Raw genomic sequence first — 23,212 nt, forward strand, 5'->3', positions numbered from 1 at the left:
GCCGAGTTCACGCGTCCGCCTCACGGCCGATGCGCCCGAGGTGCGTAGCGCTGAACCCTTCGCCGTATTTCAGGCCGTAACCAAACGCGCGATCGATGCCGATATGCGCCGTCCAGATCAGCGCAACCGCGATCCCGGTCGGCGCCGCAAGCGCCCAGGCGACCCCCAAAAGGATCCCTGGCCCAAGATAAATATGCGCCGCATTGTAGACCATTGCGCCGGGCCGCGATCCCGCGAGATAGGCGAGCATCGAAAGGTCCGGCGCGAGGATCAGCGCCGCGAAGAGCTGCCAGGATGCTCCGCTCTGGCTGAACGCGGCGATGGAGCCGAGCGCGACGACGAGCCCTTCCAACCGCAACAAGAGGCGCGGCGCGCCGTTGACGAAACCTGGCGCCTTGGCGATCACGTGTTATTCTCCCTTAAACAAATTTCCGCTGCGACCCTCATGCTGTTGCGCGGATTCGCTCGAACCGCAAGCCGGAACAAGCTTCATGAAACATATCCTCGAACGGCTCGCCGAACGCCGCGCCGAAGCTGAGCGCGGCGGCGGCGCGCAGCGAATCGACGCCCAGCACAAGCGCGGCAAATTGACCGCTCGGGAGCGGATCGAGCTCCTGCTCGATCATGGCTCGTTCGAGGAATTCGACATGTTCGTGCGCCACCGCGCGACCGACTTCGGCATGGACAAGCAACATGTGCCGGGCGATGGCGTCGTCACCGGCTGGGGCACCGTGAACGGGCGCGCCGTTTACGTCTTCTCCAAGGATTTCACGGTCTTTGGCGGTTCGCTTTCGGAGACCCATGCCCGGAAAATCAACAAGGTGCAGGACATGGCGCTGCGCAACCGCGCGCCAATCATCGGCCTCTATGATAGCGGCGGCGCCCGCATCCAGGAAGGGGTCGCGGCGCTCGGCGGCTATGGCGAGGTGTTCCAACGCAATGTTCTGGCGTCCGGGGTGATACCCCAGATTTCCGTCATCATGGGACCCTGCGCCGGCGGCGACGTCTATTCCCCAGCCATGACCGACTTCATCTTCATGGTCAAGGATACGAGCTACATGTTCGTGACTGGCCCCGACGTCATCAAGACCGTCACCAACGAGGCGGTCAGCGCGGAAGGCCTCGGCGGCGCATCGGTGCACACCGTGAAAAGCGCGGTCGCCGACGGGGCCTATGAGAATGACGTCGAAGCGCTCTTGCAAATGCGCCGCCTCATCGACTTTTTGCCCTCGTCCAACACCGACGAAATACCCGAATGGCCAACCTTCGACGACGCCGAGCGATGCGACGCCTCGCTCGATACCCTCGCCCCGGACAATCCCAACAAGCCCTACGATATCAAGGAGCTCATCAACAAAACGGTGGACGAAGGCGATTTCTTCGAGATCCAGGAGGCTTTCGCGCGCAATATCGTGACCGGCTTTGGACGCATCGAGGGACGAACGGTCGGCTTCGTCGCCAATCAGCCCCTGGTCCTCGCCGGCGTGCTCGACAGCGACGCCTCGCGCAAGGCGGCGCGCTTCGTGCGGTTCTGCGATTGTTTCAACATTCCAATCGTCAGCTTCGTCGACGTCCCGGGGTTTCTTCCCGGCATCGCGCAAGAATATGGCGGCCTCATCAAGCATGGCGCGAAGCTGCTCTTCGCCTATGCCGAAGCGACGGCCCCGAAAGTGACGATCATCATCCGCAAGGCTTTCGGCGGCGCCTATGACGTGATGGCCTCGAAACATTTGCGCGGCGACATTAATTTCGCGTGGCCGACGGCGCAAATCGCGGTGATGGGCGCCAAGGGGGCGGTCGAAATCATCTTCCGGCAAGACATGGACGATCCAGAAAAAATCGCGGCCCGCACGCGCGAATATGAGGAGCGGTTCCTGTCGCCTTTCATCGCGGCGGAGCGCGGCTATATCGATGAAATCATCATGCCGCGCGCCACCCGCAAGCGCGTCGCTCGCGCGCTGGCGATGCTCCGCCACAAGGAGCTCGAAAACCCTTGGAAGAAGCACGATAATATTCCGCTGTGACGGCGCCCGCTCTGATCTTCCAACTTTAGAATTTTTGCGAGAGCCCGGCAAAAAACCCCCGGCGCGGCCCATATTGGGGCGCGAACACGCCAATGCCCGATCCATCTCTCAGCTGATAGACATGATCGAAGAGATTGATCACATCGAAACGCAAGGTGAGCGGACCGACGCCGATCCCTTCCATCGCGAATTCGCGCGTGACGCCAAGATTGACCTGCGCATAGGGAGAGACGGTTGCCGTATTGGCGAATCCGCTGCGCAACCCGCTGCCATAAATAAGATCGGCGGTGAACCTCGCTCCGTTCCACAAATAGGAGACGCCGCCCGAACCAGTCAGGGTCTGCGCGTGATCGGTGTAGACGTAATGATCCAGGATATAGGAAAACTCGTCGGCGCCGAGCAAATATTGGCTGGACGACGCCTCTGTCGCCCGCTGCCGCGCCCAAGCGAAATTCGCATAGGCCCGGAAGTTTTCGATCTGATAATTTACCTTGAACTCGACGCCCGTATTATAGCCGCGATCGTAATTGAACGCGGTCAAGACAAGCGCTTGGCCGAATTGCCCATCGTCGAGCAGATTTCTCGCGCGCTTGTAATAGACGTCTACCCCCGCTTCCAGACCGGGTAGAATATTTTGCGTCACCCCGGCGTCGAAATAACTCGAGCGCTCCGGCCGCGCCGGGCTGTTCAACGTCACTTCGGGTTGCAGCGTCGTATTGGCATAGGGGACGATGTTGATGGGCGCCGCGAGGCTTTGCGACGGCGGGGTGAAATAGCGCGCAAATCCAGCATGGAATGTTGTGGATTCGAAGGGTTGGTAAATCAAGCTGATGCGCGGACTGATCTGATTGGCGTCGACATATTGAACCATCTGGTCGAAGCGCAGCCCCGCATTCAAGGTCAATTGATCGGCAATCTTCCACTCGTCCGCCACATAGAGGGAGCCGAGCCAGCCGATCTTGGGAACCGTCTGGGCAATGCTGAAGGGCGCGTCGATTGGATTGCCCAAACCATTCAAGGGAAACAATATGTTTGAATCGGTCGCACGGGAATTTTCCGCGCTGGCCAGGAAGCCGACCCGGAAAATGTGCGCACCGAAGCGCTCGGCGGCGTCGCCCTGAATTCCATTGACCATGCTGTCGCGAGTGACATTCGACGCGACGCCGTTGAAAACCAAATCGCCGATCGGGTCCGGCATGAAGTGAAGGGTGCTGTAGCGCGAGAAGAAAGACAATTGCGCATCCAGGTTGTCGACCGATCTCTGCACCGACAGGATATTGTAGTAAGCTCGTTCGATCTGATTTTCGTTCAACAGCGCCGAATTGAAATTGCGGATGCCGTAGGCGGCAAATTGCGGCGATTGGCCGGGAGAATTTGGGATCTGATACGCGCTTGACGCCATGCCGGTGATGAAGCTCGCCCGCGTCGCATCGTCGAGAAGCGTGGAGGCATAGCCAAAAAACTTGGCTTGTCGCGTCAGATCGTGAATGGCGTCATAATTCGAGGTGGGGTTTTCGATGCCTACATTATTGGTGAGATAGCGCCCCGTTGCGAAAAACTGCGTTTGCCCGATCGCGCCCCCATAGTCGAGGCTCGGCGTCAATGTGGCGTGGCTTCCGCCATAGACGCTCACCTCGCCGCCAGGATCGGATACGCCGCTCCGCGTCTTGATATCGACGACGCCCGCCGAGCGCAGCCCATATTGGGCCGGCAGGACGCCTGTGATCAGCGCCAAACTACCAACAAAGCTCGTTTCCAGGACCTGCCCAAAGCCCGCGACGCCGTCCGGCAAGAGAATTCCGTTCAGCCGATAGGCAACATTGGCGTGCTCATTGCGCACATGAAAAGCGCCGCCCGCCGCGGAGTCCTGCGTCACGCCGGGAGCCTGCAGGAGGACCCTATCGAGCGGCGCGTTATCCCCTTGCGGCAACGCTTCGATTTCTTGTCTATCAAATGTGTAGACATTACTCCCAGTCGGCGCGAAAATCTGGCTCAGGCCTTTGTCGAATTTTTGCGTCTCCCTCACGAGCTCCGGGCTTGGAGCAAGCCCCGACGCAATTGGAGACTCTCCCGTTTGCGAGGGGGAGTCCTGGGTAGGCGCGGGCACGTCAACGGTCGGTAGAGCCACTTGGCCATGCGCCGCCGGCGCGAACGGCGAAAGAGCTAGACAGAGGGTCAAGGGCCAGCCCCGACGCCATTTGCTGCAAAGCGCAACCATATTGCCATTCCCCCGAACAGAGCAGATGACGATGTTATAACATATCGCTTTGCTGATGAGTCAATAAGCTTGGTCCCCGCCATATGCGATAAGGCGAAACGGTTGCCGCGAAGCAACAGCCTGCAGACGCGGTTCGATTCCAAGCCGATGCGCGCGAGCCAAGGCGCGGGCCAAATCACGACCGCTGGGCTCCATTTTATGCGAAGCGAGGTTTCAACCTTGGCTCAATAGACGTAGCCTTGCCTCATGCCCGAAGACGCCCAAATCTCCGGGTTACCAGGGGGCACGGGTTCGGTCGGCAGTCTCGAGGCGCGCATGTTCAAGAAAATCCTCATCGCCAACCGCGGCGAGATCGCTTGCAGGGTGATCAAGACCGCGCGGCGCATGGGAATTGCGACGGTCGCCGTCTATTCAGACGCGGACAGCGATGGCCTGCATGTCGCTATGGCGGACGAGGCTGTGTCTATTGGCCCGGCGCCCGCGGCGCAGTCTTATCTCGTCATCGAAAAGATCGTCGCAGCCTGCAGGGCGACCGGCGCCCAAGCGGTGCATCCAGGTTACGGCTTCCTGTCGGAGCGGGGCGACTTCGCGCTGGCGCTGGCGGAGAATGGGGTTTGCTTCATTGGCCCGAATCCCAAGGCCATCGCCGCCATGGGCGATAAGATCGCCGCGAAACAATTCGCCAAGGCCGCGCAGGTATCGATCGTCCCCGGGTTCCTCGGCGCCGTCGAGAGCGCCGCCGATGCTCTCAGGATCGCCGATGCGATCGGCTACCCGGTGATGATCAAAGCCTCCGGCGGGGGCGGCGGCAAGGGGATGCGCGTCGCCTCGCTCCCGAATGAGGTCGCCGAAGGGTTTTCCCGCGCGAAGTCGGAAGCAAAGGCCTCATTTGGCGACGACAGGGTCTTCATCGAGAAATTCATCGAAGATCCGCGTCATATCGAAATTCAAATTCTGGGCGATAAATACGGCAACGTCATTCATCTCGGCGAACGCGAATGTTCGATCCAGCGCCGCAATCAAAAGATCGTCGAGGAGGCGCCCTCTCCGTTCATCGATGAGGTCACCCGCGCCAAGATGGGCGAACAGGCGATCGCCCTCGCCAAGGCGGTCGATTATGATTCGGCCGGCACCGTCGAATTCGTCGTCGGAAAGGATAAGAGCTTCTATTTCCTTGAGATGAACACGCGGCTTCAGGTCGAGCATCCGGTGACGGAACTCGTCACCGGCGTCGATCTCGTGGAGCAGATGATCCGCATCGCCTTCGGCGAGCCCCTGCGGATTATTCAAGGCGATGTCCATCTGCGCGGCTCGGCGATCGAATCCCGCGTCTATGCGGAAGACCCGACGCGCCATTTTCTTCCCTCCACCGGACGGCTTGCGATCTATCGGCCGCCGGCCGAGGGGCGCCGCGCTGGCGTCACGCTGCGCAATGACGCGGGCGTCGCGGAAGGCGACGAAATCTCAATCTATTACGATCCGATGATCGCGAAGCTCGTGACCCATGCCGGCGATCGCGCCGCCGCCATCGAGGCTCAGGCCCAGGCGCTCGATCAATTCGCCATCGACGGCATTCGTCATAATATTCCCTTTCTCGCCGCGCTCATGGCGCATCCGCGCTGGCGGGCGGGACATCTCACGACGGCCTTCATCGCGCAGGAATATCCAAACGGCTTCATGCCGCCCTCGCCCGCCGGGGAGACCGCGCATCGGCTGGCCGCCGTCGCGGCCGCGATCGATCATGTCATGAACGAACGCAAGCGCCAGATCTCTGGCCAGATGCGCGCCGCCCACCCGGTTCGCTTCGAGCGCGACCGCTCAGTCCTGCTCGGCAAGAGCCGCCATGACGTGCGAATCGAAGAGGGCGATGATGGCCTGCTGGTGCGCTTCGAGGCGACTGGCCACGCCCATGTTTGCGCGTCGGATTGGGGCGCGGGCCAATTGGTGTGGAACGGCGCCATCGACGGCGAGGCGATCGCGGTTCAGGTGCGGCCCATCCTCAATGGCTTTGCGCTCGGCCATCGCGGCGTCGCAACCGAGGCCTATGTCTACACGCGACGTGAAGCCGAACTCGCCGCGCTGATGCCTGTGAGGAAGCAGCCGGACGGTTCGAAGGCGCTGCTGTGCCCGATGCCCGGCCTCATCAAGACGATACATGCTGTTGTCGGGCAGGAGGTAAAGGCCGGCGAAGCCCTCTGCATGGTCGAGGCCATGAAAATGGAGAATGTGCTATCCGCCGAGCGCGACGTCACGGTAAAGAAAATCCACGTCAGGGAAGGCGATTGCCTTGCCGTCGACGCGGTGATCATGGAATTTGCTTGAGCATCATCGGCGGGCGATCATGCTCAAGCATTGTTTCAACCCAAGGTCGGCCGTTCGAAATTACGCGGCGGAATAATCCGGACCGCCGCGTCGAGAGCCTCAGTGTTTGGTCGGCGCGTTGATGGCGATCCGTTTCGCCTTGGTCCTCGCCCGCTCGGTTTTCGGCAAAGTGACCTTGAGGATCCCGTTCTTGAACGACGCCTCGATCTTATCTTCCTCGATGTCGAGCCCAACCGGAATCTGGCGCTCGAACCGCCCGTAGAAATGTTCGCTGAACTGGCGCTCCTTGTCCTCCACGTCGGACTTCTTTTCGCCGCGGATAGTCAAATTGCCCTCGTTCAACAATACCTCGACGTCCTTTTCCTCAAGCCCCGGCATCTCGGCCGAGACGGAAATTTCCTTGTCGGTTTCCGCCAGTTCGATCCGTGGCCAGCCGATATTGGAAAAACCGGCCCGGCGGCCAAATAGGGCCGGCGCTTCGAACCCGCGAAACGCCTCATCCAACAGCCGATTCATTTCGCGCTGAAGCGAGAGAAATGGGGACGATGCGTCATCGCGATAGAAATCGGGGGCCTGATGGGAGCCTCGCGTCCAAGGAATCAGATCACGCATATTCATGACTTCTTCTCCTGAATTTGATTTGACGCATAGCGCTGAGTCCGCGCCCGTTTCCCCAATGCGACGCCCCCGCCAATGAGCGCAGCCGCCGCACTTCCGCAAACCCGTCTAGCGCTTCTGGCCGCGTCGCGGATTGCCCTAGGCGCGGCGACCAAGATTTGGCGAGCGGTTTCCCGCAATCAAGGGGCGCCGTGGCCAAACGCCTCAGTTGCGATCTCGATGCCGCGCGAGCGCCCCCGACGCCGCCTTTTCAAAGCCGCGATTTGGCTCTTGCGCCCCGGCTATGTCCGAGCCATTCTGAAGCAAAGCTGCGGCGGCTCGCGAGGCGTCGTTTCCCAACAGTGCGCCGAATTTCGGGAGAAGGCGACGCAGGATCTAGAGCATTTTCGAGCGAAGCGGATGCCGGTTCGCGTTAAGAAAATGCGACAAAACAAAGACCTAGAGCTGCTTTCGGATTCCGCAAGACTGAAAGCGCTCTATGAAATCCAGGATGCGCGCCCATGCGCGCCTTTCTGGACATGCGCGGCGAATATTCTTGCGCCGCGACCGGAGACGCCCATGACGATCATCGAACATGATTTCGGCAAGAAGGATCGCGATAGCGTCAAGCGCTTCGCCAAATTGATCAGCCTCGAGGCCCAGCACGAGGCCAAAGTTCTGGCCAATCCCCTGCCTTATCTCGAACGCGCGAGCGAACGCATCTCGCAGCTCGAAATGGCGCTCCAGGACGCCGGCAATGCGGCAAAGCTCCCGCCCGGCGCCGAGCCCGAGGCGACGCCCGAAACAATCCTCGTCGACCGGGATGAATACGCGCGCCTCAATCGGTGCAAGGAGATCGTCGAGGCTGCGCTCGCAAAATTATGAGGGGGCTCTGGTCGCGCTGCGGACTCCGAGCGGCCCCCTTACAACATAGTGGGCAGGACTCGATCGGGCGGGCGGTGACCATCCATGAAGGTCTTCACATTGATGATGACCTTCTCGCCCATGTCGACGCGGCCCTCGGTCGTCGCCGATCCCATATGCGGCAGCAGCGTCACCTTGCCGGCATTTGCGAGCTTGATCAATTTCGGCGATACCGCCGGCTCATGCTCGAAAACATCGAGCCCGGCGCCCGCCAACTCGCCAAGTTCGAGCATGCGCGTCAATGCGTTTTCGTCGATGATTTCGCCCCGCGCCGTATTGATGAGAATGGCGTGCGGACGCAAATATTTCAGCCGGCGCGCCGAGAGAAGATGATAGGTCGCCGGCGTATGCGGACAATTGACCGAGACGATGTCCATCCGGGCAAGCATCTGATCGAGCGATTCCCAATAGGTCGCGTCCAGCGCCTCCTCGATCGCCGAGGCGACATGGCGGCGGTTATGATAATGGATTTGCAGACCAAAGGCCTTGGCGCGGCGAGCGACGGCCTGGCCGATCCGGCCCATGCCGACGATGCCAAGCCGTTTTCCAGTGATCCTGCGCCCCAGCATCCAGGTCGGCGTCCAGCCGGTCCATTCGCCCGCCGGAATGGCTTTCGCGCCTTCGACGACTCGCCGCGCGACGGCCAGAACGAGGGCCATCGTCATATCGGCGGTATCCTCGGTGAGAACCCCCGGCGTGTTGGTGACGGTAACGCCGCGGCCCAGGGCCGCCGAGACATCGATATTGTCGACGCCATTGCCGAAATTGGCGATGAGTTTCATCTGCTCGCCAGCTGTTGCAATCAACTCGGCGTCGATCCGGTCGGTGACGGTTGGAACGAGAACCTCGGCGAGGCGCATGGCCTCCGCGAGTTCGCTCCGCGACATCGGCTTATCGTCAATATTGAGCCTCGCATCGAACAGTTCGCACATCCGCGTTTCGACAACGTCGGGCAATTTGCGCGTTACGACAACGAGCGGCTTTTTCCGGCCCATTCTCTCTCCCGTCCTCCAGGCTGGTCGCGCGGCCATCCAAGATCGTCGGGGCCGCGAAATCTGGCCGCCTCGGCGAGGCCGCGCCAATGACCTTAACCTATCAGAACAATCCTACCCATCAGATCAACGCAGCCGACGATTCCAGAATTGCTCCAGATCAATGTTCCGAGCATGCTCCCGCGCGTCGTAGGCGCCCGCTTTCGCGGACTTAAGTCTCTTGCTTTTGCCCCAAGACCCTATCCAGAGCCTGTCGCGCATCAGGACGCTCGGGTCTTCACCCAGCCTTAACGATAATCGATGCACAAGGGAGGCGAATTCCTTCCATGCGCCCACTCTTCCATGCGCCCCACTTGGCCTTCCTAGCAGATGGCCGTTCAAAGACAAGGATGCAGGCCGGCCTTTTTGCCGGCGAGCGGCCCCGACATCGGCGCAACGCGAGCGAACCAGAAATGAATGATGCGACAAGCGGGACGTTGGAGAAAAAGCTGTCGCGGACCGCGCCGATCTACGCTTGCGCGTTGCGATGCTTTTTCTTGTTTTCGGCGGCCTCTTCCTGCGCTGCGACCGCTATCCATGCGGCGCTGGCGGAGCAGGTCGGCTCAGCCAGCGGCTTGCCCATTCCCCGTTACGTCAGCTTGAAATCGGATCGCGTAAACCTTCGCGAAGGCCCTTCCAAGGACCATCGGACCATCTGGGTCTTTCAACGCGCCGGGCTTCCCGTCGAAATCACGGCGGAGTTCGAAATCTGGCGCAAGGTCCGCGATTCGGAAGGCGCCGAAGGCTGGGTGCTCCATTCGCTTCTTTCAGGCCGCCGGACAGCTCTGGTCGCGCCGTGGAAGAAAGGGATCGACGCCGCCCTCCACGACAAGGCCAACGCCGAATCCTCGTTGATCGCGAAATTGCAGCCGAACGTCATCGCCAATGTGCGCGGCTGCGATGGCGCCTGGTGCAAGGTTTCGGTCGAAAGCTTCAGCGGCTATATTCAGCAATCCAATCTTTGGGGGGTCTACCCCAATGAAAAGATCGAATAGGCTTCGCTTGAGACTTACTTTAGGCGACGGTTGCCTCTCACGTATCCTTGCCGCGCCCGCTCAAACGCGACCAGCCTTCCTGCAGACTGGACGACAATGCCTTGACTCCGCGCTCAACGACGTCCCAATTGACCACGGGACGCTCGCCCGATCCGTCCGGCCCGCCGCTCTTGCGCATCGAATCATAAACATAGACCGAGCCGATCGTTAGGAGTATGCCGAGAATAATTCCGAAGAACATGCGCATACGTGCCCTTTCTCGCCCAGAATGATTTCTCGTGGCGATATCATCACACTAACTTTTGTCAGTCGGGGCGGTCAAGCGCGCTTGGCGCGCAACCTCGTTTTGCGCGCAACTGGGGCTCCCTGACGCGGCTCCTGGCTTAGTTCCCGGCATGGCGGAGTCTGGCAGGCGATAGCTCCACCGCACGGAGCAGGGAACGGATCTGCGCGTGCGACGTTCTCTTATTAGTTGTGAAGAGCAGGGCTATTCGCCAGATGAGTCCTTCGACCAAAGGTCAGAGGGCCAGCTTTAGCAAATATAGGGGTCGGCCCAACAAGATCTCAATATGAAGAACTTTGGCGTTGGCGATCGGCTTTCGATCGACCGCCGCGATTGGATGCCGGCCGAGTTCATAAATCCTTCCAACAGGCGTCGGCGCATCGCAGCAACGCGGCGCCGCGCCACTGGCGTCCGGCAGGAGTTTGAGCAAGGCCTCGTCCGAGCTCGGATAATCAGGATACATGCAATCGGAAACATTCCGGATCGCTCCCTCTCAATCCAAAGGACACTCCATTTGAGCAAGAGCAACACCCGCGAAGTCAGATCTTGCGCGGAGCTCCAGGCCGTCTGCTTGCAGACCTTGAAGCAATGCCAAGGGTTCGAACAGGTCAATGAGGTCTTGGTGCAGCCGCGCGAGAATGCCGAAGGTTTTGCCAATTGGACGCTGGCGGCGGTCAGGCCCCGTGTCGAAAATCGGTTTCTGCGTGCGGCAGGCGGCGCCATCGCCGTCTTGCAGCAAACTTATCAGTTGAACGCCGAAACCGCTCCGCCGCCGCCCCGGCAGCGCCGCTGAGTCTTAGCTAAGCGCATCGCCCCGCCCCGGGGCGGCGCTTTGTTGCAGTATGTTAATGACATTTGATGCCAGGTCACCTCTTCTTCGCCAAGATGGGGCGTAGACGGCTGGCAAATGGCGGAGTTTGGGCCTATCCCCTAACTCAAGCCGCCGTTGCGCCGCGGCCCTCTGTTCGTTTTCCCCGTCCGTGGTGAAAGGGGCCAGGGCTTTGATATATTCCCATATTCTCGGGACTGGCGGCTATGCTCCGAAGCGGATACTGACCAACCAAGACCTCGAAAAAATGGTCGCAACGACCGACGCCTGGATCACCGAGCGCACCGGCATCAAAGAGCGCAGGATCGCGGCGGAAGGCGAAGCCACCTCGGACATGGCGGTCGTGGCGGCGCGGCATGCGCTCGCGATGGCGGGATGCAGCGCCGAAGATCTCGACATGATCATCGTCGCCACGGTGTCGGCCGATATGCCGCTGCCTTCATGCGCCGTCATGGTTCAAGCCAAGCTCGGCGCGAGCCGCGCTTTCGCCTTCGATCTGTCGGCGGCTTGCGCCGGCTCGCTGTACGGATTGAGCATCGCCGACCAGTTCATCAGCACCGGCAAGGCGAAGCGCGTTCTCGTCGTCGGCGCCGAACTGTTGAGCCGCCTCGTCGATTGGAGCGACCGCAATACCTGCGTCCTCTTCGGCGATGCGGCGGGAGCCATGGTCATCGGGCCGGCGTCCGACCCGGAACGGGGGTTGCTTTCGACTCATCTCCATTCCGACGGCGGCGCGGCGGGAATGCTATCGATTCCGGGGGGCGGCAGCCTGCACCCACAGTCCGAGGAAGTCCTCGCCAATAACATGCATAAGATCGCGATGAACGGGCGGGAGATCTACAAGTTCGCGGTGCGGGTGCTGCCGCCGGCGATCCTCGAAGCGCTCGACGCGAATGGACTGCAAGTCAGCGACATCGACCATATTGTTTCGCATCAGGCCAATGCGCGCATTGTCGAGTCGGTGCTGGACCGGCTGGGCGTTCCTCTCGAAAAGTGCTGGCTAAATCTCGATCGCTACGGCAATACCTCCAGCGCATCGCTGCCGATTTCGCTCGACGAAGCGAATCGGGCCGGCCGACTCAAGAAGGGCGACCTTATTGCCATGATGGCGATCGGCGCGGGCATGGCCTGGGGCAGCGCCTTGATGCGATGGTGAGTTGCCTTATTTTGTCCCCAACGGCCCAGATGATCCCCTCCCCTCTCGCCGCCGTCGTCTTCGATATGGACGGCCTGTTGCTGGATACCGAAACGCTCTATCGGACGGCGCTCTTCGAAGCCTGCGCGGACCTGGGGCGCGAAATGGCGGATGCGCTGCATCTAAGCCTCGTAGGCGCGCCCAAGGACGCCGCCGCGGCCCTGATCATGGCGCACTTCGGGCCTGACTTTCCGCTGTTGCAATTCGACGCGCGCTGCAGGGTCATATTCGAGGACCTGTGCGGCGCTGGCGTCGGATTGAAGCCGGGCGCCCGCGACCTCCTCGCGTTTTTGAAAGGCCGAGGCGTGCCAAGAGGATTAGCCACATCGACCGCGCGCGAGACCGCCGAAGGCCATCTGAGACAGGCGGGCTTGTTCGATCTGCTCGATGTTCTCGTGACCCGCACCGATGTCGCCTTCGGCAAGCCACACCCCGAGACTTACCTTAAAGCGGCGGAGTTGCTGGGCGTCGACCCGCTTCGCTGCCTGGCGCTTGAGGATTCGCACAATGGCGTCCGGGCCGCCAGCGCCGCCGGAATGGCGACCATCATGGTGCCGGACATGCTCCAGCCGACCGATGAAATCCGGTCCTTATGCATCGGCGTGGTCGGAAGCCTCGAGCAAGTTCAGTTTGCGCTGGAGGACTGCCTAAGCGTCGTCGAGAAGTGACCGCCGGCTTTCGAACGCAGGGCGACGGGAAAATGGCTCTGCCGAAGCTCTTCTCGCTTTGGTTTTGCCGCCCTCACGCGCTGGCGAGAACGGAGGGCGGACGGCTTATTTCGCGACTACAAGCTTATTGGCCGCCGCGACAACCGCCTTCTTGAACGCGCCTTCGATCGTCACCGCGAAATTGTAATGGGTGTGCGAGAACGGCGCCGAGCGAAATGGTTTATTGCTGCGCCAACCGACCAGGATCGCGCCGATGGCCGGCTCATGCGCGCCGAGGAGGACGGCGCCGCCGGACGCTCCATCGCCGGTCTCGCAATCGAAGGAGAACTCCCGCGTCCCTTCCGCGCCGGCCGATAATTGATCGTGCAGCACGCATTTTTCCATCGAAAGCCGGCGCCCATCGCCCCAATCGATATGGCCGCGGGCGACGAATTCCACCGGCGTGTTCGGCATTGCGGCATCCGCGAGGCCGTAAGGCGTCACGCCGTCAACGGGACGCGTCAGGCGGGCCACCGCCCAATCGTGAACGGCCTCGATCGCATAAGGATTTGTGCTGCCCGCGACGATGGAGCGAAGATCGATCGGCGTCCGGATCTGCTTGCCGTCGGCCTCGATCACAAAGAAGCACGTCTTGGCGCGCGGGGCGCCTTTTTCGTCGTAGAAGACATGCGCGGCCGTCGTCACCAGATCATCGGTGAGCGTCAACTGGCCGGCGCCATGGGCGGCGCCGCATTCGATGAGGCCGGAGGCCGAGAACTTGCGCCGAAGCTCCGTCGCGCTAAGCTTGTGCTCCGCCGCGAAATCCTCGACGCTGCGCCGACTATTTCGGCCGAAGACAACCACCGGGGTGACGTCCGCGTCAGCGAAGACAGGGCGTGAATCCGCGATTTTGCGTTCAAAAAGCGGAACGGCGGAGGCCTGGGCTGAAAGTCCAAGAAGGAAAACGGAAACGGCGGCGGCGCGCATTCCGCCCTTGTTGAACATCATGAGAATCTCCTGTCCATCCAGCGACGCGAGTGTAAAGGTGAGCCCAATCGAAATTCAAGCTTGGGAATAATGTATATTTTGCGAATGCGAACAGAAAAAGGCAGGATTGCAGCGAACCCTTGCGCCAGGCGCAAGCAAGGAGCGCGCCGCGAGTGCGCCGCCTTGACCGTCGTCGGCGGCTAAAGCATGCTCTTAAAAAAGTTAATCGACTTTTTCGATTCCGACATGCTTGTACTTTTGAATCCGAGCGATCCCTTTTCGATCAGGCGATTTCACCTGATCGGGAAGCGCTTTAGCGCATTTTCGCGCGAAGGGGACACTGCTCCGCGTCAAGAAAAAGCGACAAGACGACGAGTTGAAGCAGCGTTCTTAAGTCCGCTGAATTTGAAAGCGCTCTGGGCAAATGGGAGCTTGCCATGGCGGCGAGGGTGAAAAATGGGGCGAAGCCGCCGCGGCCTGCCGCCTGCTGCGGCGAGCCCGTGGCCATGCCTGGCGGCTCTTGTCCTTGAGGCTCCGGTGACGGGTTCGCTTCTCAATCGTTATGCCGAAAAACTGAACCGAGGCGACATCGAGCGCGACAAGGGACAAGAACTCGTCCTGCACAAGCTTGAACAGCTGCGCTCCGCTCTCGCCCACCATCCGTCGGCGCAAAAGTCGCTTCCCCTCGGCTGGTTTTTCGGCGCGAGGCGCAAGGCCGCGCCCTTGCGCGGACTGTATCTTTGGGGGGCGGTCGGGCGCGGCAAGACGATGTTGATGGATATGTTCTTCGAAGCCGCCCCCGTGCGGCGCAAGCGCCGCGTCCATTTCCATGCTTTCATGGCCGACGTCCACGCCCGCGTGCACGCCTGGCGCCAAGACGCCGCGCGCGGCGCGGGAAAAGGCGCCGATCCGATCGGCGCAGTGGCGGACGCGATCGCGGCGCAGGCCTTTCTCTTATGTTTCGACGAGTTCAACGTCACCGACATTACCGATGCGATGATTCTCGGCCGGCTCTTCGCGGCTTTGTTCGCGCGCGGCGTGATCATCGTGGCGACCTCCAATGTCGCCCCCGCCGAGCTTTACCGGGATGGCCTCAATCGCGCGCTGTTCCTGCCTTTCATCGATCTGATCGAGGCGCGGATGGACGTCGTCCGGCTCGACGCCCGCGCCGACTTCCGGCTGGAAAAGCTTCAGGGTCGCGCGGTCTATTACGTGCCGCCGAACCCGAAGTCGGCCGCCGCCCTTACGGCCGCCTTCAAGGCGCTGACCGGAGCCGAGCGCGGCGCGCCGGCGACGCTCGACGTCCTCGGCCGCGCGGTTCGCCTGCCCGAAGCGCGCGCGAACGTCGCCCGCGGCTCCTTCGCCGATCTCTGCGGCACGGCGCTCGGCCCGGCGGATTATCTCGCGATCGCGCGGCAATTCCATACCGTAATCGTCGATGCGATTCCGATCCTCGAAGCGGCGCGGCGCGACGAAGCCCGACGGTTCATCACCTTGATCGATGCGCTCTACGACCGGCATGTGAAATTGATCGCCTCGGCCGAAGCGGAGCCGGCCGGCCTCTATCTCGGCGCGCAAGGCCGCGAGGCGTTCGAGTTCGAGCGGACCGCTTCGCGCCTCATCGAAATGCGCTCCGTCGCCTATCTTGGCCTGCCGCATGGCTCCGTCGCCTCGTTTGGTTCGGGCGACGCCAGGGGATTGGTTGAAACCTGAAGATCGCGGTTGAAATCGCCGTCGCCGGGATCGCGCTCGCGCTGGCGGCGGCCAGATGTTTCCGCTATTGTGCCTGACCGGAGCCGGTCGTTCGCGATGGGGCCTTTCGCCTCTGCTCGCGCATGATTGATCCGCGCCCGAACCTAAAGGATGCGCAAAAGGAATAGAGAACCGGATTCAAGGCCTCGCCGGCGCCGCCGGCGCCTTCCGGCTTCGTCAGCGGTTAAGACATAAGCCTCACCCTTCAAGAAAACCCTGCTTCGCAAGCCGACGCGGCTTGGCGACCGACAAGGAACAGGCAAAAAATGGCGCGTAGCAAGATCGCATTGATCGGAGCCGGTCAGATCGGCGGAACCCTGGCTCATCTCGCGGCTCTGAAGGAACTTGGCGACATCGTTCTCTTCGACATCGCCGAGGGCACGCCGCAAGGAAAAGCGCTCGATCTTGCGCAATCCGGCCCGATCCACGGCTTCAATGCGAGCCTCCAAGGCGCCAATTCCTATTCGGCGATCGCCGGCGCCGACGTGGTCATCGTCACCGCCGGCGTGCCGCGCAAGCCCGGCATGAGCCGCGACGACCTGCTCGGCATCAATCTCAAGGTCATGGAGGCTGTCGGCGAAGGCATCCGGCAATATGCCTCCAATGCTTTCGTGATCTGCATCACCAATCCGCTCGACGCGATGGTCTGGGCGCTGCAAAAAGCCTCGAAACTCCCCCCTGCCAAGATCGTCGGCATGGCGGGGGTCCTCGATTCGGCCCGCTTTCGCCATTTCCTCGCGGAGGAGTTCAAGGTCTCCGTCGAAGACGTCACCGCCTTCGTCCTCGGCAGCCACGGCGACGACATGGTTCCCTCCTTGCGCTACTCGACCGTCGCCGGGATTCCCCTGCCCGATCTCGTGGCGATGGGGTGGACGACGCAGGCGCGACTGGACGAGATCGTCGAGCGGACCCGCAAGGGCGGCGGCGAGATCGTCAATCTGTTGAAAACCGGCTCGGCCTTCTACGCCCCGGCCGCATCGGCGATTTCAATGGCCGAGTCTTATCTCAAGGACAAGCGCCGCGTATTGCCCTGCGCGGCCAAGCTCAGCGGCGAATATGGCGTCAATGATCTTTATGTCGGCGTGCCGGTCGTGATTGGAGCGAATGGGGTCGAGAGAATTGTCGAGGTCAAGCTCGACGCCTCTGAACAGGAAATGTTCGACAAATCGGTCAGTTCGGTGCGCGGCCTCGTCGAGGCCTGCAAGACGATCGACCCCAGCCTCGCGAAGTAAGTCGGCGCCTTGATTTTGTTTTCGGCCGAGGACTTGCCTGAAACGGACCCCGCCCCGGTATTTTCTAATTTATATATTCGTAGCGTTGCCGCCGTCCAAGGGACAGCCGAAATGAGCACTATGATTTCCGAAGTTTACGACGCCTTCCGCTCCGCTGGCGTTCCCGAGGACAAGGCCAGGGCCCCCGCTGAAGCCTTATCCGAAGACCAACTCGCCACAAAGGCCGACATCGTGAAGCTCGGAAAAGAGCTGCTAGTCATCAAATGGATGCTTGGATTGGTCGTCGTCGTGATTCCGCTGATCAAGCCCTTCTTTTCGTAAGGTTGAGCGCGCCGCAGCCGTCAACCGCTCTAAAAGAGACATCGAAATGAACATTCACGAGTATCAAGCCAAGGCCGTCCTCAAGGAATTCGGCGTCCCGGTCTCGCGTGGGGTTGCGGTGTTGAAGGCGAGCGACGCCGGGGCCGCCGCGAAGGAACTCGGCGGCCCGCTTTGGGTCGTGAAATCGCAGATCCACGCGGGCGGGCGAGGCAAGGGCAAGTTCAAGGAGGCGGAGGCCGGCGAAAAGGGGGGCGTGCGGCTCGCCAAATCGGTCAAGGAAGTCGAGAGTTTCGTCGCGCAAATGCTCGGCAAGACCTTGGTGACCGCACAGACCGGCCCGGCCGGCAAGCAGGTCAATCGGATCTATCTCGAAGAAGGCGCCAATATAGCGAAGGAATTTTATCTTTCGCTTCTTGTCGACCGATCGACAAGCCGCGTCGCTTTCGTCGTTTCGACCGAAGGCGGCATGGAGATCGAGGAAGTCGCGCATCACGCGTCGGACAAAATCGTTACGTTTTCGGTCGATCCGGTCACCGGCGCACTGCCGCATCACGGGCGGATCGTCGCCAAGACCTTGGGCCTTGCCGGCGACCTCGCCGATCAGGCGGAGGCGCTGACCGCGCGGCTTTATGCGGCCTTCGTCGCCAAGGACATGGCGATGCTCGAAATCAATCCGCTCATCGTCTCGGCGGAGGGGCGGCTCAAATGCCTCGACGCCAAGATTTCCTTCGACGCCAACGCGCTCTATCGGCATCCCGAGATCCTCGCCCTGCGCGACGAGACCGAGGAGGACCCCAAGGAAATCGAAGCCTCGAAACATGATCTCAGCTATGTCGCGCTCGATGGCGCGATCGGCTGCATGGTGAACGGCGCCGGTCTCGCCATGGCGACGATGGACATCATCAAGCTCTATGGCGCCGAGCCCGCGAATTTCCTCGATGTCGGCGGCGGCGCCACCAAGGACAAAGTGTCGGCGGCGTTCAAGATCATCACCGCCGACCCGCAGGTCAAAGGCATTCTCGTCAACATCTTCGGCGGGATCATGAAATGCGACGTGATCGCCGAAGGCGTGATCGCGGCGGTGAAGGAGGTCGGCCTCGAAGTGCCCCTCGTCGTGCGGCTCGAGGGCACCAATGTGGACATCGGCAAGAAGATCATCGCCGACTCCCGGCTCAACGTCATCTCGGCCGACGACCTCGACGACGCCGCGCAAAAAATCGTCAATGCGGTTGGGAAGGCCTGAACGAATGTCTATTCTCATCACGAAAGAGACAAAGGTCATCTGCCAAGGCTTTACCGGCAAGAACGGCACCTTCCACTCCGAACAGGCTATAGCCTATGGCACTTTCATGGTCGGCGGCACCTCGCCCGGCAAGGGCGGCGCAACCCATCTCGGCCTACCGGTCTTCGACACCGTGCTCGAGGCGCGGGCGGCGACCGGGGCCGACGCCACGGTCATCTATGTTCCGCCGCCCGGCGCGGCCGACGCGATTTGCGAGGCGATCGACGCTGAAATTCCGCTGATCGTCTGCATCACCGAGGGGATTCCAGTCCAGGACATGATCAAGGTCAAGCGTGCGCTTTCCGGTTCGAAATCGCGCCTGATCGGGCCGAACTGCCCTGGCGTCATGACCGCCGGCGAAAGCAAGATCGGCATCATGCCCGGCAATATCTTCAAAAAGGGCTCTGTCGGCATCGTGTCGCGCTCGGGAACCTTGACCTACGAGGCCGTCTTTCAAACCACCCGCGAGGGCCTTGGCCAGACAACCGCCGTCGGGATCGGCGGCGATCCGGTAAAAGGCGCCGAATTCATCGACATGCTTGAATTGTTTTTGGGCGACCCCGACACCACGTCGATCATCATGATCGGCGAGATCGGCGGCGGCGCCGAGGAGGATGCGGCGCAATTCATCATCGACGAAGCCAAGCGCGGCCGCAAGAAGCCAACGGTCGGCTTCATTGCCGGCCGCACCGCCCCGTCCGGCCGGCGCATGGGCCACGCAGGCGCCATTATCGCCGGCGGGAAAGGCGGCGCCGAGGGCAAGATCGCCGCATTGGAGGCCGCCGGCATTCGCGTATCGGCTTCGCCGGCAAGGCTTGGAAAGACGCTCGCCGAACTCTTGAAAAGCTGAAACGAGACAGATTCAACGACGCGACAAAGCTTATGGTCGAGGCAAAAGGGCGAATAACGCAGGCTTGAATTCTCGCGATAACCTATTGCTGCTAAGCAAAGATTCCGCATCGGCAAGCGAGGCGATCTTGCCTGGATTTATTGATTGCGCATCGTTTCCCACGAAAATCATCGGCTGCTTTGCAGAGATGACGATGAGGCGGGGCTTTCGAACGAAGCGCGCCTTTGTCCGCAACAAGAAAATGCGACAGGACCAGGATTTTTGGCGCCGCTTTCCAATCGCCCCCGATTGGAAAAGCGTGGAAACATGACCCCAAGACCATGCCGCCAAGACGTTGCGGACTTTTGCGCAAGGTCATGCGTTAAGCCAAACAAAATAAGAGCATGATCGACTCCAAGTCATGCGATCATGCGAGCTTTGATGGAGATGACGATGGCCCGCCAGGATTCGAATGGCGCAATGAATGGTTCGGGAGGCGCGAATGCTCCGCGTTCGGATCCCAACGCCAATTTCGCGCGGACGTCGTTTCTCTATGGCGGCAACGCCGCCTATGTCGAGCAGCTCCAGGACGCCTATCTGCGCGATCCGGCTTCCGTCGACCCCGAGTGGCGCGCCTTTTTCGAGCGCTTGAGCGACGATGGCGCCGCGATCGAACGCAGCGCGCATGGACCGCGATGGAAGACGCCAGGCTGGCCGATCGCCGCCAATGGCGAACTCGTCTCGGCGCTCGACGGCGATTGGCCGGCCGCCGAAAAACCGGGCGCCGCCAGGGGAGAAGGCAAAGCGGAGGGTAAACCGCAGGCCAAGGATGCGGGAAAGCCCAGCGAGGCCGGCCAGCTGTCTCCAGCGGATTTGCGCCGCGCGACGCGCGATTCGGTGCGCGCCCTGATGATGATCCGGGCCTATCGCATGCGCGGCCATCTTCACGCCAATCTGGACCCGCTCGGCCTCGAGCCGCAAAAGGATCACGAGGAGCTGCATCCGGCGACCTATGGCTTCACCGAGTCGGATTACGACCGCAAGATATTCATCGACAATGTCCTCGGGCTTGAATTCGCGACCGTTCGCGAAATGCTGCAGATCCTGCGCCGCACCTATTGCGACACGATCGGCTTCGAGTTCATGCATATGTCCGATCCGGCCGAAAAGGCCTGGATGCAGGAGCGGATCGAAGGCCCCGGCAAGGAGATCAGCTTCACCCGGGAAGGCAAGCGCGCGATTTTATACAAGCTGGTCGAGGCCGAGGGATTCGAGAAGTTTCTCGACGTCAAATATACCGGCACTAAACGCTTCGGCCTCGACGGCGGCGAGGCCATGGTCCCTGCCTTGGAGCAGATCATCAAGCGCGGCGGCGCGCTCGGCGTCGGCGATATCGTGCTCGGCATGGCCCATCGCGGCCGCCTCAATGTCCTCTCCCAGGTCATGGGCAAGCCGCATCGCGCGATTTTCCATGAATTCAAGGGCGGCTCCTTCACGCCGGAAGACGTCGAGGGGTCGGGCGACGTCAAATATCATCTCGGCGCCTCTTCCGACCGCGACTTCGACCATAACAAGGTCCATCTCTCGCTGACCGCGAACCCCTCGCACCTCGAGATCGTCGATCCCGTGGTCCTCGGCAAGGTCCGCGCCAAACAGGACCAGTTGCAGGACGTCGTCGAGCGGACCAAGGTGCTGCCGCTGCTGATCCACGGCGACGCGGCCTTCGCGGGACAGGGCGTGATCGCCGAATGTTTCGGCCTGTCCGGCCTGAAAGGATATCGGACCGGCGGCTCGATCCATTTCATCATCAACAATCAGATCGGGTTCACCACCGCGCCGCGCTATTCGCGATCCTCGCCCTATCCCTCGGACACCGCGAAAATGATCGAGGCGCCGATCATTCACGTCAATGGCGACGATCCCGAAGCCGTGGTCTACGCCGCCAAGATCGCGATCGAGTTCCGGCAGAAATTCCATAAGCCGGTCGTCATCGACATGTTCTGCTATCGCCGCTTCGGTCATAACGAGGGCGACGAGCCGGCGTTCACCCAGCCGCTCATGTACCAGAAGATCCGTTCACATAAGACGACGCTCGAAATCTATGCCGAGCGGCTTATCGCCGAGGGCCTCCTGACCGCCGGCGAGATCGTCAAGCTGCAGGCCAATTGGCATCACCATCTCGAGACCGCCTTCGAGGCCAGCCAGTCCTATAAGCCCAACAAGGCGGATTGGCTCGATGGCCGCTGGGCCGGCCTCAAGCCGGCGCTCGCGGTCGGCGAGGAGGCGCGGCGCGGCCGCACCGGCGTTGACCGCGCCCGCCTGACCGAGATTGGCCTCCGCCTCGCCTCCGCTCCCGAAGGCTTCACCCTCCATCGCACCATCGCCCGCCTGCTCGCCAATCGGCGCAAGATGATCGAGACCGGCGAAGGCGTCGACTGGGCGATGGGCGAGGCGCTGGCCTTGGGATCCTTGGTCGATGAAGGCCATCAGGTGCGTTTTTCCGGCCAGGACAGCGAGCGCGGAACATTTTCGCAGCGCCATTCGGTTCTGATCGACCAGGAGACGGAAGCCCGCTACATTCCCCTGAACCATATCCGCGACGGGCAGGCGCATTACGAAGTCATCAATTCGATGCTGTCGGAGGAGGCCGTGCTCGGATTCGAATATGGCTATTCGCTCGCCGAGCCCAATGCGCTCGTTCTCTGGGAAGCCCAGTTCGGCGATTTCGCCAATGGCGCGCAGGTGGTTTTCGATCAGTTCATCTCATCGGGCGAGCGCAAATGGCTGCGGATGTCCGGCCTCGTCTGCCTTCTGCCGCATGGCTATGAAGGCCAGGGGCCGGAACATTCCTCGGCCCGGCTCGAACGCTATCTGCAACTATGCGCCGAAGACAATATGCAGGTCGCCAATTGCACGACGCCCGCGAATTATTTCCATGTCCTGCGGCGGCAGTTGAAGCGCGACATCCGCAAGCCGCTCATCCTCATGACGCCGAAATCGCTGCTGCGCCACAAGCACGCGGTCTCGAGGCTCGACGAGATGGCGGAAGGCGAATTCTTCCATCGCATTCTGGCCGATGACGCCGAACGTTCGAACCCTCAGCCGATGAAGCTGGTCGAGGACGCGAAGATGCGCCGGGTGGTGCTTTGCACCGGCAAGGTCTATTACGATCTTTACGACGACCGCCAAAAGCGCGGCCTCGACGATGTTTATCTCTTGCGCGTCGAGCAGCTTTATCCCTTCCCGCTGAAGGCGCTCGTCGCGGCCCTGTCCCGGTTCAAGCAGGCCGATGTGATTTGGTGTCAGGAAGAACCGAAGAACATGGGGGCCTGGGGTTTCGTCGAGCCCTATCTCGAATGGGTGCTCGGCCAAACCGGCGGCAGGGTCAGGCGTCCGCGCTATGCCGGCAGGCCCGCCTCCGCCGCGACCGCGACCGGATTGATGTCGAAACATCTCGCTCAACTTAAGACGTTCCTGGACGAGGTTTTCGCCCGCTAGAGCGCTTTCCGATCGAATGGAGTCATTCGATCGATCAGAAATCGCTCCAGTGTTAAAGAATCTGAGCATATTCTCTTCGAACAGATTGAATCAATCTGTTCGGAATATGCTCTAAAGCGCGGATGCCGACGGCCGCGAGCCTTTCGAGTGATGTCATGCGCTAAAACAATGGGACAGAGCTTTTTTTGACCTGGACGCGCTTGTGCGACCCAAGCAAACTTCTTGAAGCAGCCGCAAGGCAATGGA

Annotated in this window: 19 protein-coding genes; 13 read left to right on the plus strand and 6 right to left on the minus strand. The window is 61.2% G+C overall.

From position 1 onward, the window contains the following. Positions 1-7 precede the first annotated feature (7 nt). Positions 8-406, minus strand: coding sequence for a DUF4260 domain-containing protein (locus tag DL86_RS15970; protein WP_036263482.1), 399 nt, complete (start codon positions 404-406; stop codon positions 8-10). Positions 407-491: 85 nt separating this feature from the next. On the opposite strand from DL86_RS15970, the gene DL86_RS15975 reads away from it, so the two are divergent. Further along, positions 492-2,024, plus strand: coding sequence for an acyl-CoA carboxylase subunit beta (locus tag DL86_RS15975; protein WP_036263484.1), 1,533 nt, complete (start codon positions 492-494; stop codon positions 2,022-2,024). Between the two features lie 25 nt (positions 2,025-2,049). On the opposite strand, the gene DL86_RS15980 is transcribed toward DL86_RS15975, so the two are convergent. Then, a complete protein-coding gene (locus DL86_RS15980; RefSeq protein WP_156964711.1) occupies positions 2,050-4,050 on the minus strand; it encodes a TonB-dependent receptor in 2,001 nt (666 codons plus the stop codon). A 507-nt stretch (positions 4,051-4,557) separates the two neighbouring features. Between DL86_RS15980 and DL86_RS15985 the strand changes: the two genes are divergently transcribed. Further along, the gene (locus DL86_RS15985; protein ID WP_036263959.1) at positions 4,558-6,564 is read left to right on the plus strand and encodes an acetyl-CoA carboxylase biotin carboxylase subunit; all 2,007 of its coding nucleotides are present in this window, start codon (positions 4,558-4,560) and stop codon (positions 6,562-6,564) included. A 99-nt stretch (positions 6,565-6,663) separates the two neighbouring features. On the opposite strand, the gene DL86_RS15990 is transcribed toward DL86_RS15985, so the two are convergent. Further along, positions 6,664-7,182 (minus strand): Hsp20/alpha crystallin family protein, encoded by a 519-nt coding sequence (locus DL86_RS15990; RefSeq protein ID WP_036263486.1) that lies wholly within the window; start codon positions 7,180-7,182, stop codon positions 6,664-6,666. A gap of 558 nt (positions 7,183-7,740) precedes the next feature. Here DL86_RS15990 and DL86_RS15995 point away from each other — a divergent pair. After that, on the plus strand, positions 7,741-8,046 hold the full coding sequence (locus DL86_RS15995) for a hypothetical protein (protein ID WP_036263962.1): 306 nt from the start codon (positions 7,741-7,743) through the stop codon (positions 8,044-8,046). A gap of 38 nt (positions 8,047-8,084) precedes the next feature. Here DL86_RS15995 and DL86_RS16000 read toward each other — a convergent pair whose 3' ends face one another. Beyond that, positions 8,085-9,080, minus strand: coding sequence for a 2-hydroxyacid dehydrogenase (locus tag DL86_RS16000; RefSeq protein ID WP_036263966.1), 996 nt, complete (start codon positions 9,078-9,080; stop codon positions 8,085-8,087). 449 nt (positions 9,081-9,529) lie between these two features. Here DL86_RS16000 and DL86_RS16005 point away from each other — a divergent pair, with 449 nt between their 5' ends. After that, positions 9,530-10,111: an SH3 domain-containing protein gene (locus DL86_RS16005; RefSeq protein WP_084572996.1), complete on the plus strand. Its 582-nt coding sequence runs from the start codon at positions 9,530-9,532 to the stop codon at positions 10,109-10,111. A gap of 37 nt (positions 10,112-10,148) precedes the next feature. On the opposite strand, the gene DL86_RS16010 is transcribed toward DL86_RS16005, so the two are convergent. Further along, the gene (locus DL86_RS16010) at positions 10,149-10,352 is read right to left on the minus strand and encodes a hypothetical protein (protein ID WP_084572997.1); all 204 of its coding nucleotides are present in this window, start codon (positions 10,350-10,352) and stop codon (positions 10,149-10,151) included. Positions 10,353-10,908: 556 nt separating this feature from the next. Here DL86_RS16010 and DL86_RS16020 point away from each other — a divergent pair. From DL86_RS16020 to DL86_RS16030, 3 genes are all read left to right on the plus strand, one after another. Beyond that, positions 10,909-11,187 carry a hypothetical protein gene (locus DL86_RS16020; RefSeq protein ID WP_036263491.1) on the plus strand — a complete coding sequence of 93 codons (279 nt, stop codon included), beginning with the start codon at positions 10,909-10,911 and terminating at the stop codon, positions 11,185-11,187. A gap of 208 nt (positions 11,188-11,395) precedes the next feature. Then, positions 11,396-12,379 carry a beta-ketoacyl-ACP synthase III gene (locus tag DL86_RS16025; protein ID WP_280948998.1) on the plus strand — a complete coding sequence of 328 codons (984 nt, stop codon included), beginning with the start codon at positions 11,396-11,398 and terminating at the stop codon, positions 12,377-12,379. Positions 12,380-12,408: 29 nt separating this feature from the next. Next, positions 12,409-13,086: an HAD family hydrolase gene (locus DL86_RS16030; RefSeq protein WP_036263493.1), complete on the plus strand. Its 678-nt coding sequence runs from the start codon at positions 12,409-12,411 to the stop codon at positions 13,084-13,086. A 105-nt stretch (positions 13,087-13,191) separates the two neighbouring features. On the opposite strand, the gene DL86_RS16035 is transcribed toward DL86_RS16030, so the two are convergent. After that, positions 13,192-14,073: a trypsin-like peptidase domain-containing protein gene (locus tag DL86_RS16035; RefSeq protein ID WP_245276401.1), complete on the minus strand. Its 882-nt coding sequence runs from the start codon at positions 14,071-14,073 to the stop codon at positions 13,192-13,194. 435 nt (positions 14,074-14,508) lie between these two features. Here DL86_RS16035 and zapE point away from each other — a divergent pair, with 435 nt between their 5' ends. The 6 genes from zapE (at position 14,509) to DL86_RS16075 (ending at position 22,966) form a co-directional block, all read left to right on the plus strand. Then, a complete protein-coding gene (gene zapE / locus DL86_RS16045) occupies positions 14,509-15,765 on the plus strand; it encodes a cell division protein ZapE (RefSeq protein WP_084572973.1) in 1,257 nt (418 codons plus the stop codon). 305 nt (positions 15,766-16,070) lie between these two features. Then, entirely contained in the window at positions 16,071-17,036 is a 966-nt protein-coding gene (gene mdh, locus DL86_RS16050) for a malate dehydrogenase (protein ID WP_036263500.1), read from the plus strand. 111 nt (positions 17,037-17,147) lie between these two features. Beyond that, entirely contained in the window at positions 17,148-17,357 is a 210-nt protein-coding gene (locus DL86_RS16055; RefSeq protein ID WP_036263501.1) for a hypothetical protein, read from the plus strand. A gap of 46 nt (positions 17,358-17,403) precedes the next feature. Next, positions 17,404-18,600, plus strand: coding sequence for an ADP-forming succinate--CoA ligase subunit beta (gene sucC, locus DL86_RS16060; RefSeq protein ID WP_036263502.1), 1,197 nt, complete (start codon positions 17,404-17,406; stop codon positions 18,598-18,600). Positions 18,601-18,604: 4 nt separating this feature from the next. Beyond that, positions 18,605-19,489 (plus strand): succinate--CoA ligase subunit alpha, encoded by an 885-nt coding sequence (gene sucD / locus DL86_RS16065; RefSeq protein WP_036263504.1) that lies wholly within the window; start codon positions 18,605-18,607, stop codon positions 19,487-19,489. 432 nt (positions 19,490-19,921) lie between these two features. Next, positions 19,922-22,966, plus strand: coding sequence for a 2-oxoglutarate dehydrogenase E1 component (locus tag DL86_RS16075; protein ID WP_084572998.1), 3,045 nt, complete (start codon positions 19,922-19,924; stop codon positions 22,964-22,966). Positions 22,967-23,212 lie beyond the last annotated feature (246 nt).

Source organism: Methylocapsa aurea, assembly GCF_000746085.1.
GTDB classification, from domain to species: domain Bacteria; phylum Pseudomonadota; class Alphaproteobacteria; order Rhizobiales; family Beijerinckiaceae; genus Methylocapsa; species Methylocapsa aurea.

Coding starts and splice junctions, on each gene's coding strand:
- DL86_RS15975 (WP_036263484.1), top strand. CDS start 492: ATGAAACATATCCTCGAACGGCTCGCCGAACGCCGCGCCGAAGCTGAG.
- DL86_RS15985 (WP_036263959.1), top strand. CDS start 4,558: ATGTTCAAGAAAATCCTCATCGCCAACCGCGGCGAGATCGCTTGCAGG.
- DL86_RS15990 (WP_036263486.1), bottom strand. CDS start 7,182: ATGAATATGCGTGATCTGATTCCTTGGACGCGAGGCTCCCATCAGGCC.
- DL86_RS15995 (WP_036263962.1), top strand. CDS start 7,741: ATGACGATCATCGAACATGATTTCGGCAAGAAGGATCGCGATAGCGTC.
- DL86_RS16000 (WP_036263966.1), bottom strand. CDS start 9,080: ATGGGCCGGAAAAAGCCGCTCGTTGTCGTAACGCGCAAATTGCCCGAC.
- DL86_RS16005 (WP_084572996.1), top strand. CDS start 9,530: ATGAATGATGCGACAAGCGGGACGTTGGAGAAAAAGCTGTCGCGGACC.
- DL86_RS16010 (WP_084572997.1), bottom strand. CDS start 10,352: ATGTTCTTCGGAATTATTCTCGGCATACTCCTAACGATCGGCTCGGTC.
- DL86_RS16030 (WP_036263493.1), top strand. CDS start 12,409: ATGATCCCCTCCCCTCTCGCCGCCGTCGTCTTCGATATGGACGGCCTG.
- DL86_RS16035 (WP_245276401.1), bottom strand. CDS start 14,073: ATGATGTTCAACAAGGGCGGAATGCGCGCCGCCGCCGTTTCCGTTTTC.
- zapE (WP_084572973.1), top strand. CDS start 14,509: ATGGGGCGAAGCCGCCGCGGCCTGCCGCCTGCTGCGGCGAGCCCGTGG.
- mdh (WP_036263500.1), top strand. CDS start 16,071: ATGGCGCGTAGCAAGATCGCATTGATCGGAGCCGGTCAGATCGGCGGA.
- DL86_RS16055 (WP_036263501.1), top strand. CDS start 17,148: ATGAGCACTATGATTTCCGAAGTTTACGACGCCTTCCGCTCCGCTGGC.
- sucC (WP_036263502.1), top strand. CDS start 17,404: ATGAACATTCACGAGTATCAAGCCAAGGCCGTCCTCAAGGAATTCGGC.
- sucD (WP_036263504.1), top strand. CDS start 18,605: ATGTCTATTCTCATCACGAAAGAGACAAAGGTCATCTGCCAAGGCTTT.
- DL86_RS16075 (WP_084572998.1), top strand. CDS start 19,922: ATGGCCCGCCAGGATTCGAATGGCGCAATGAATGGTTCGGGAGGCGCG.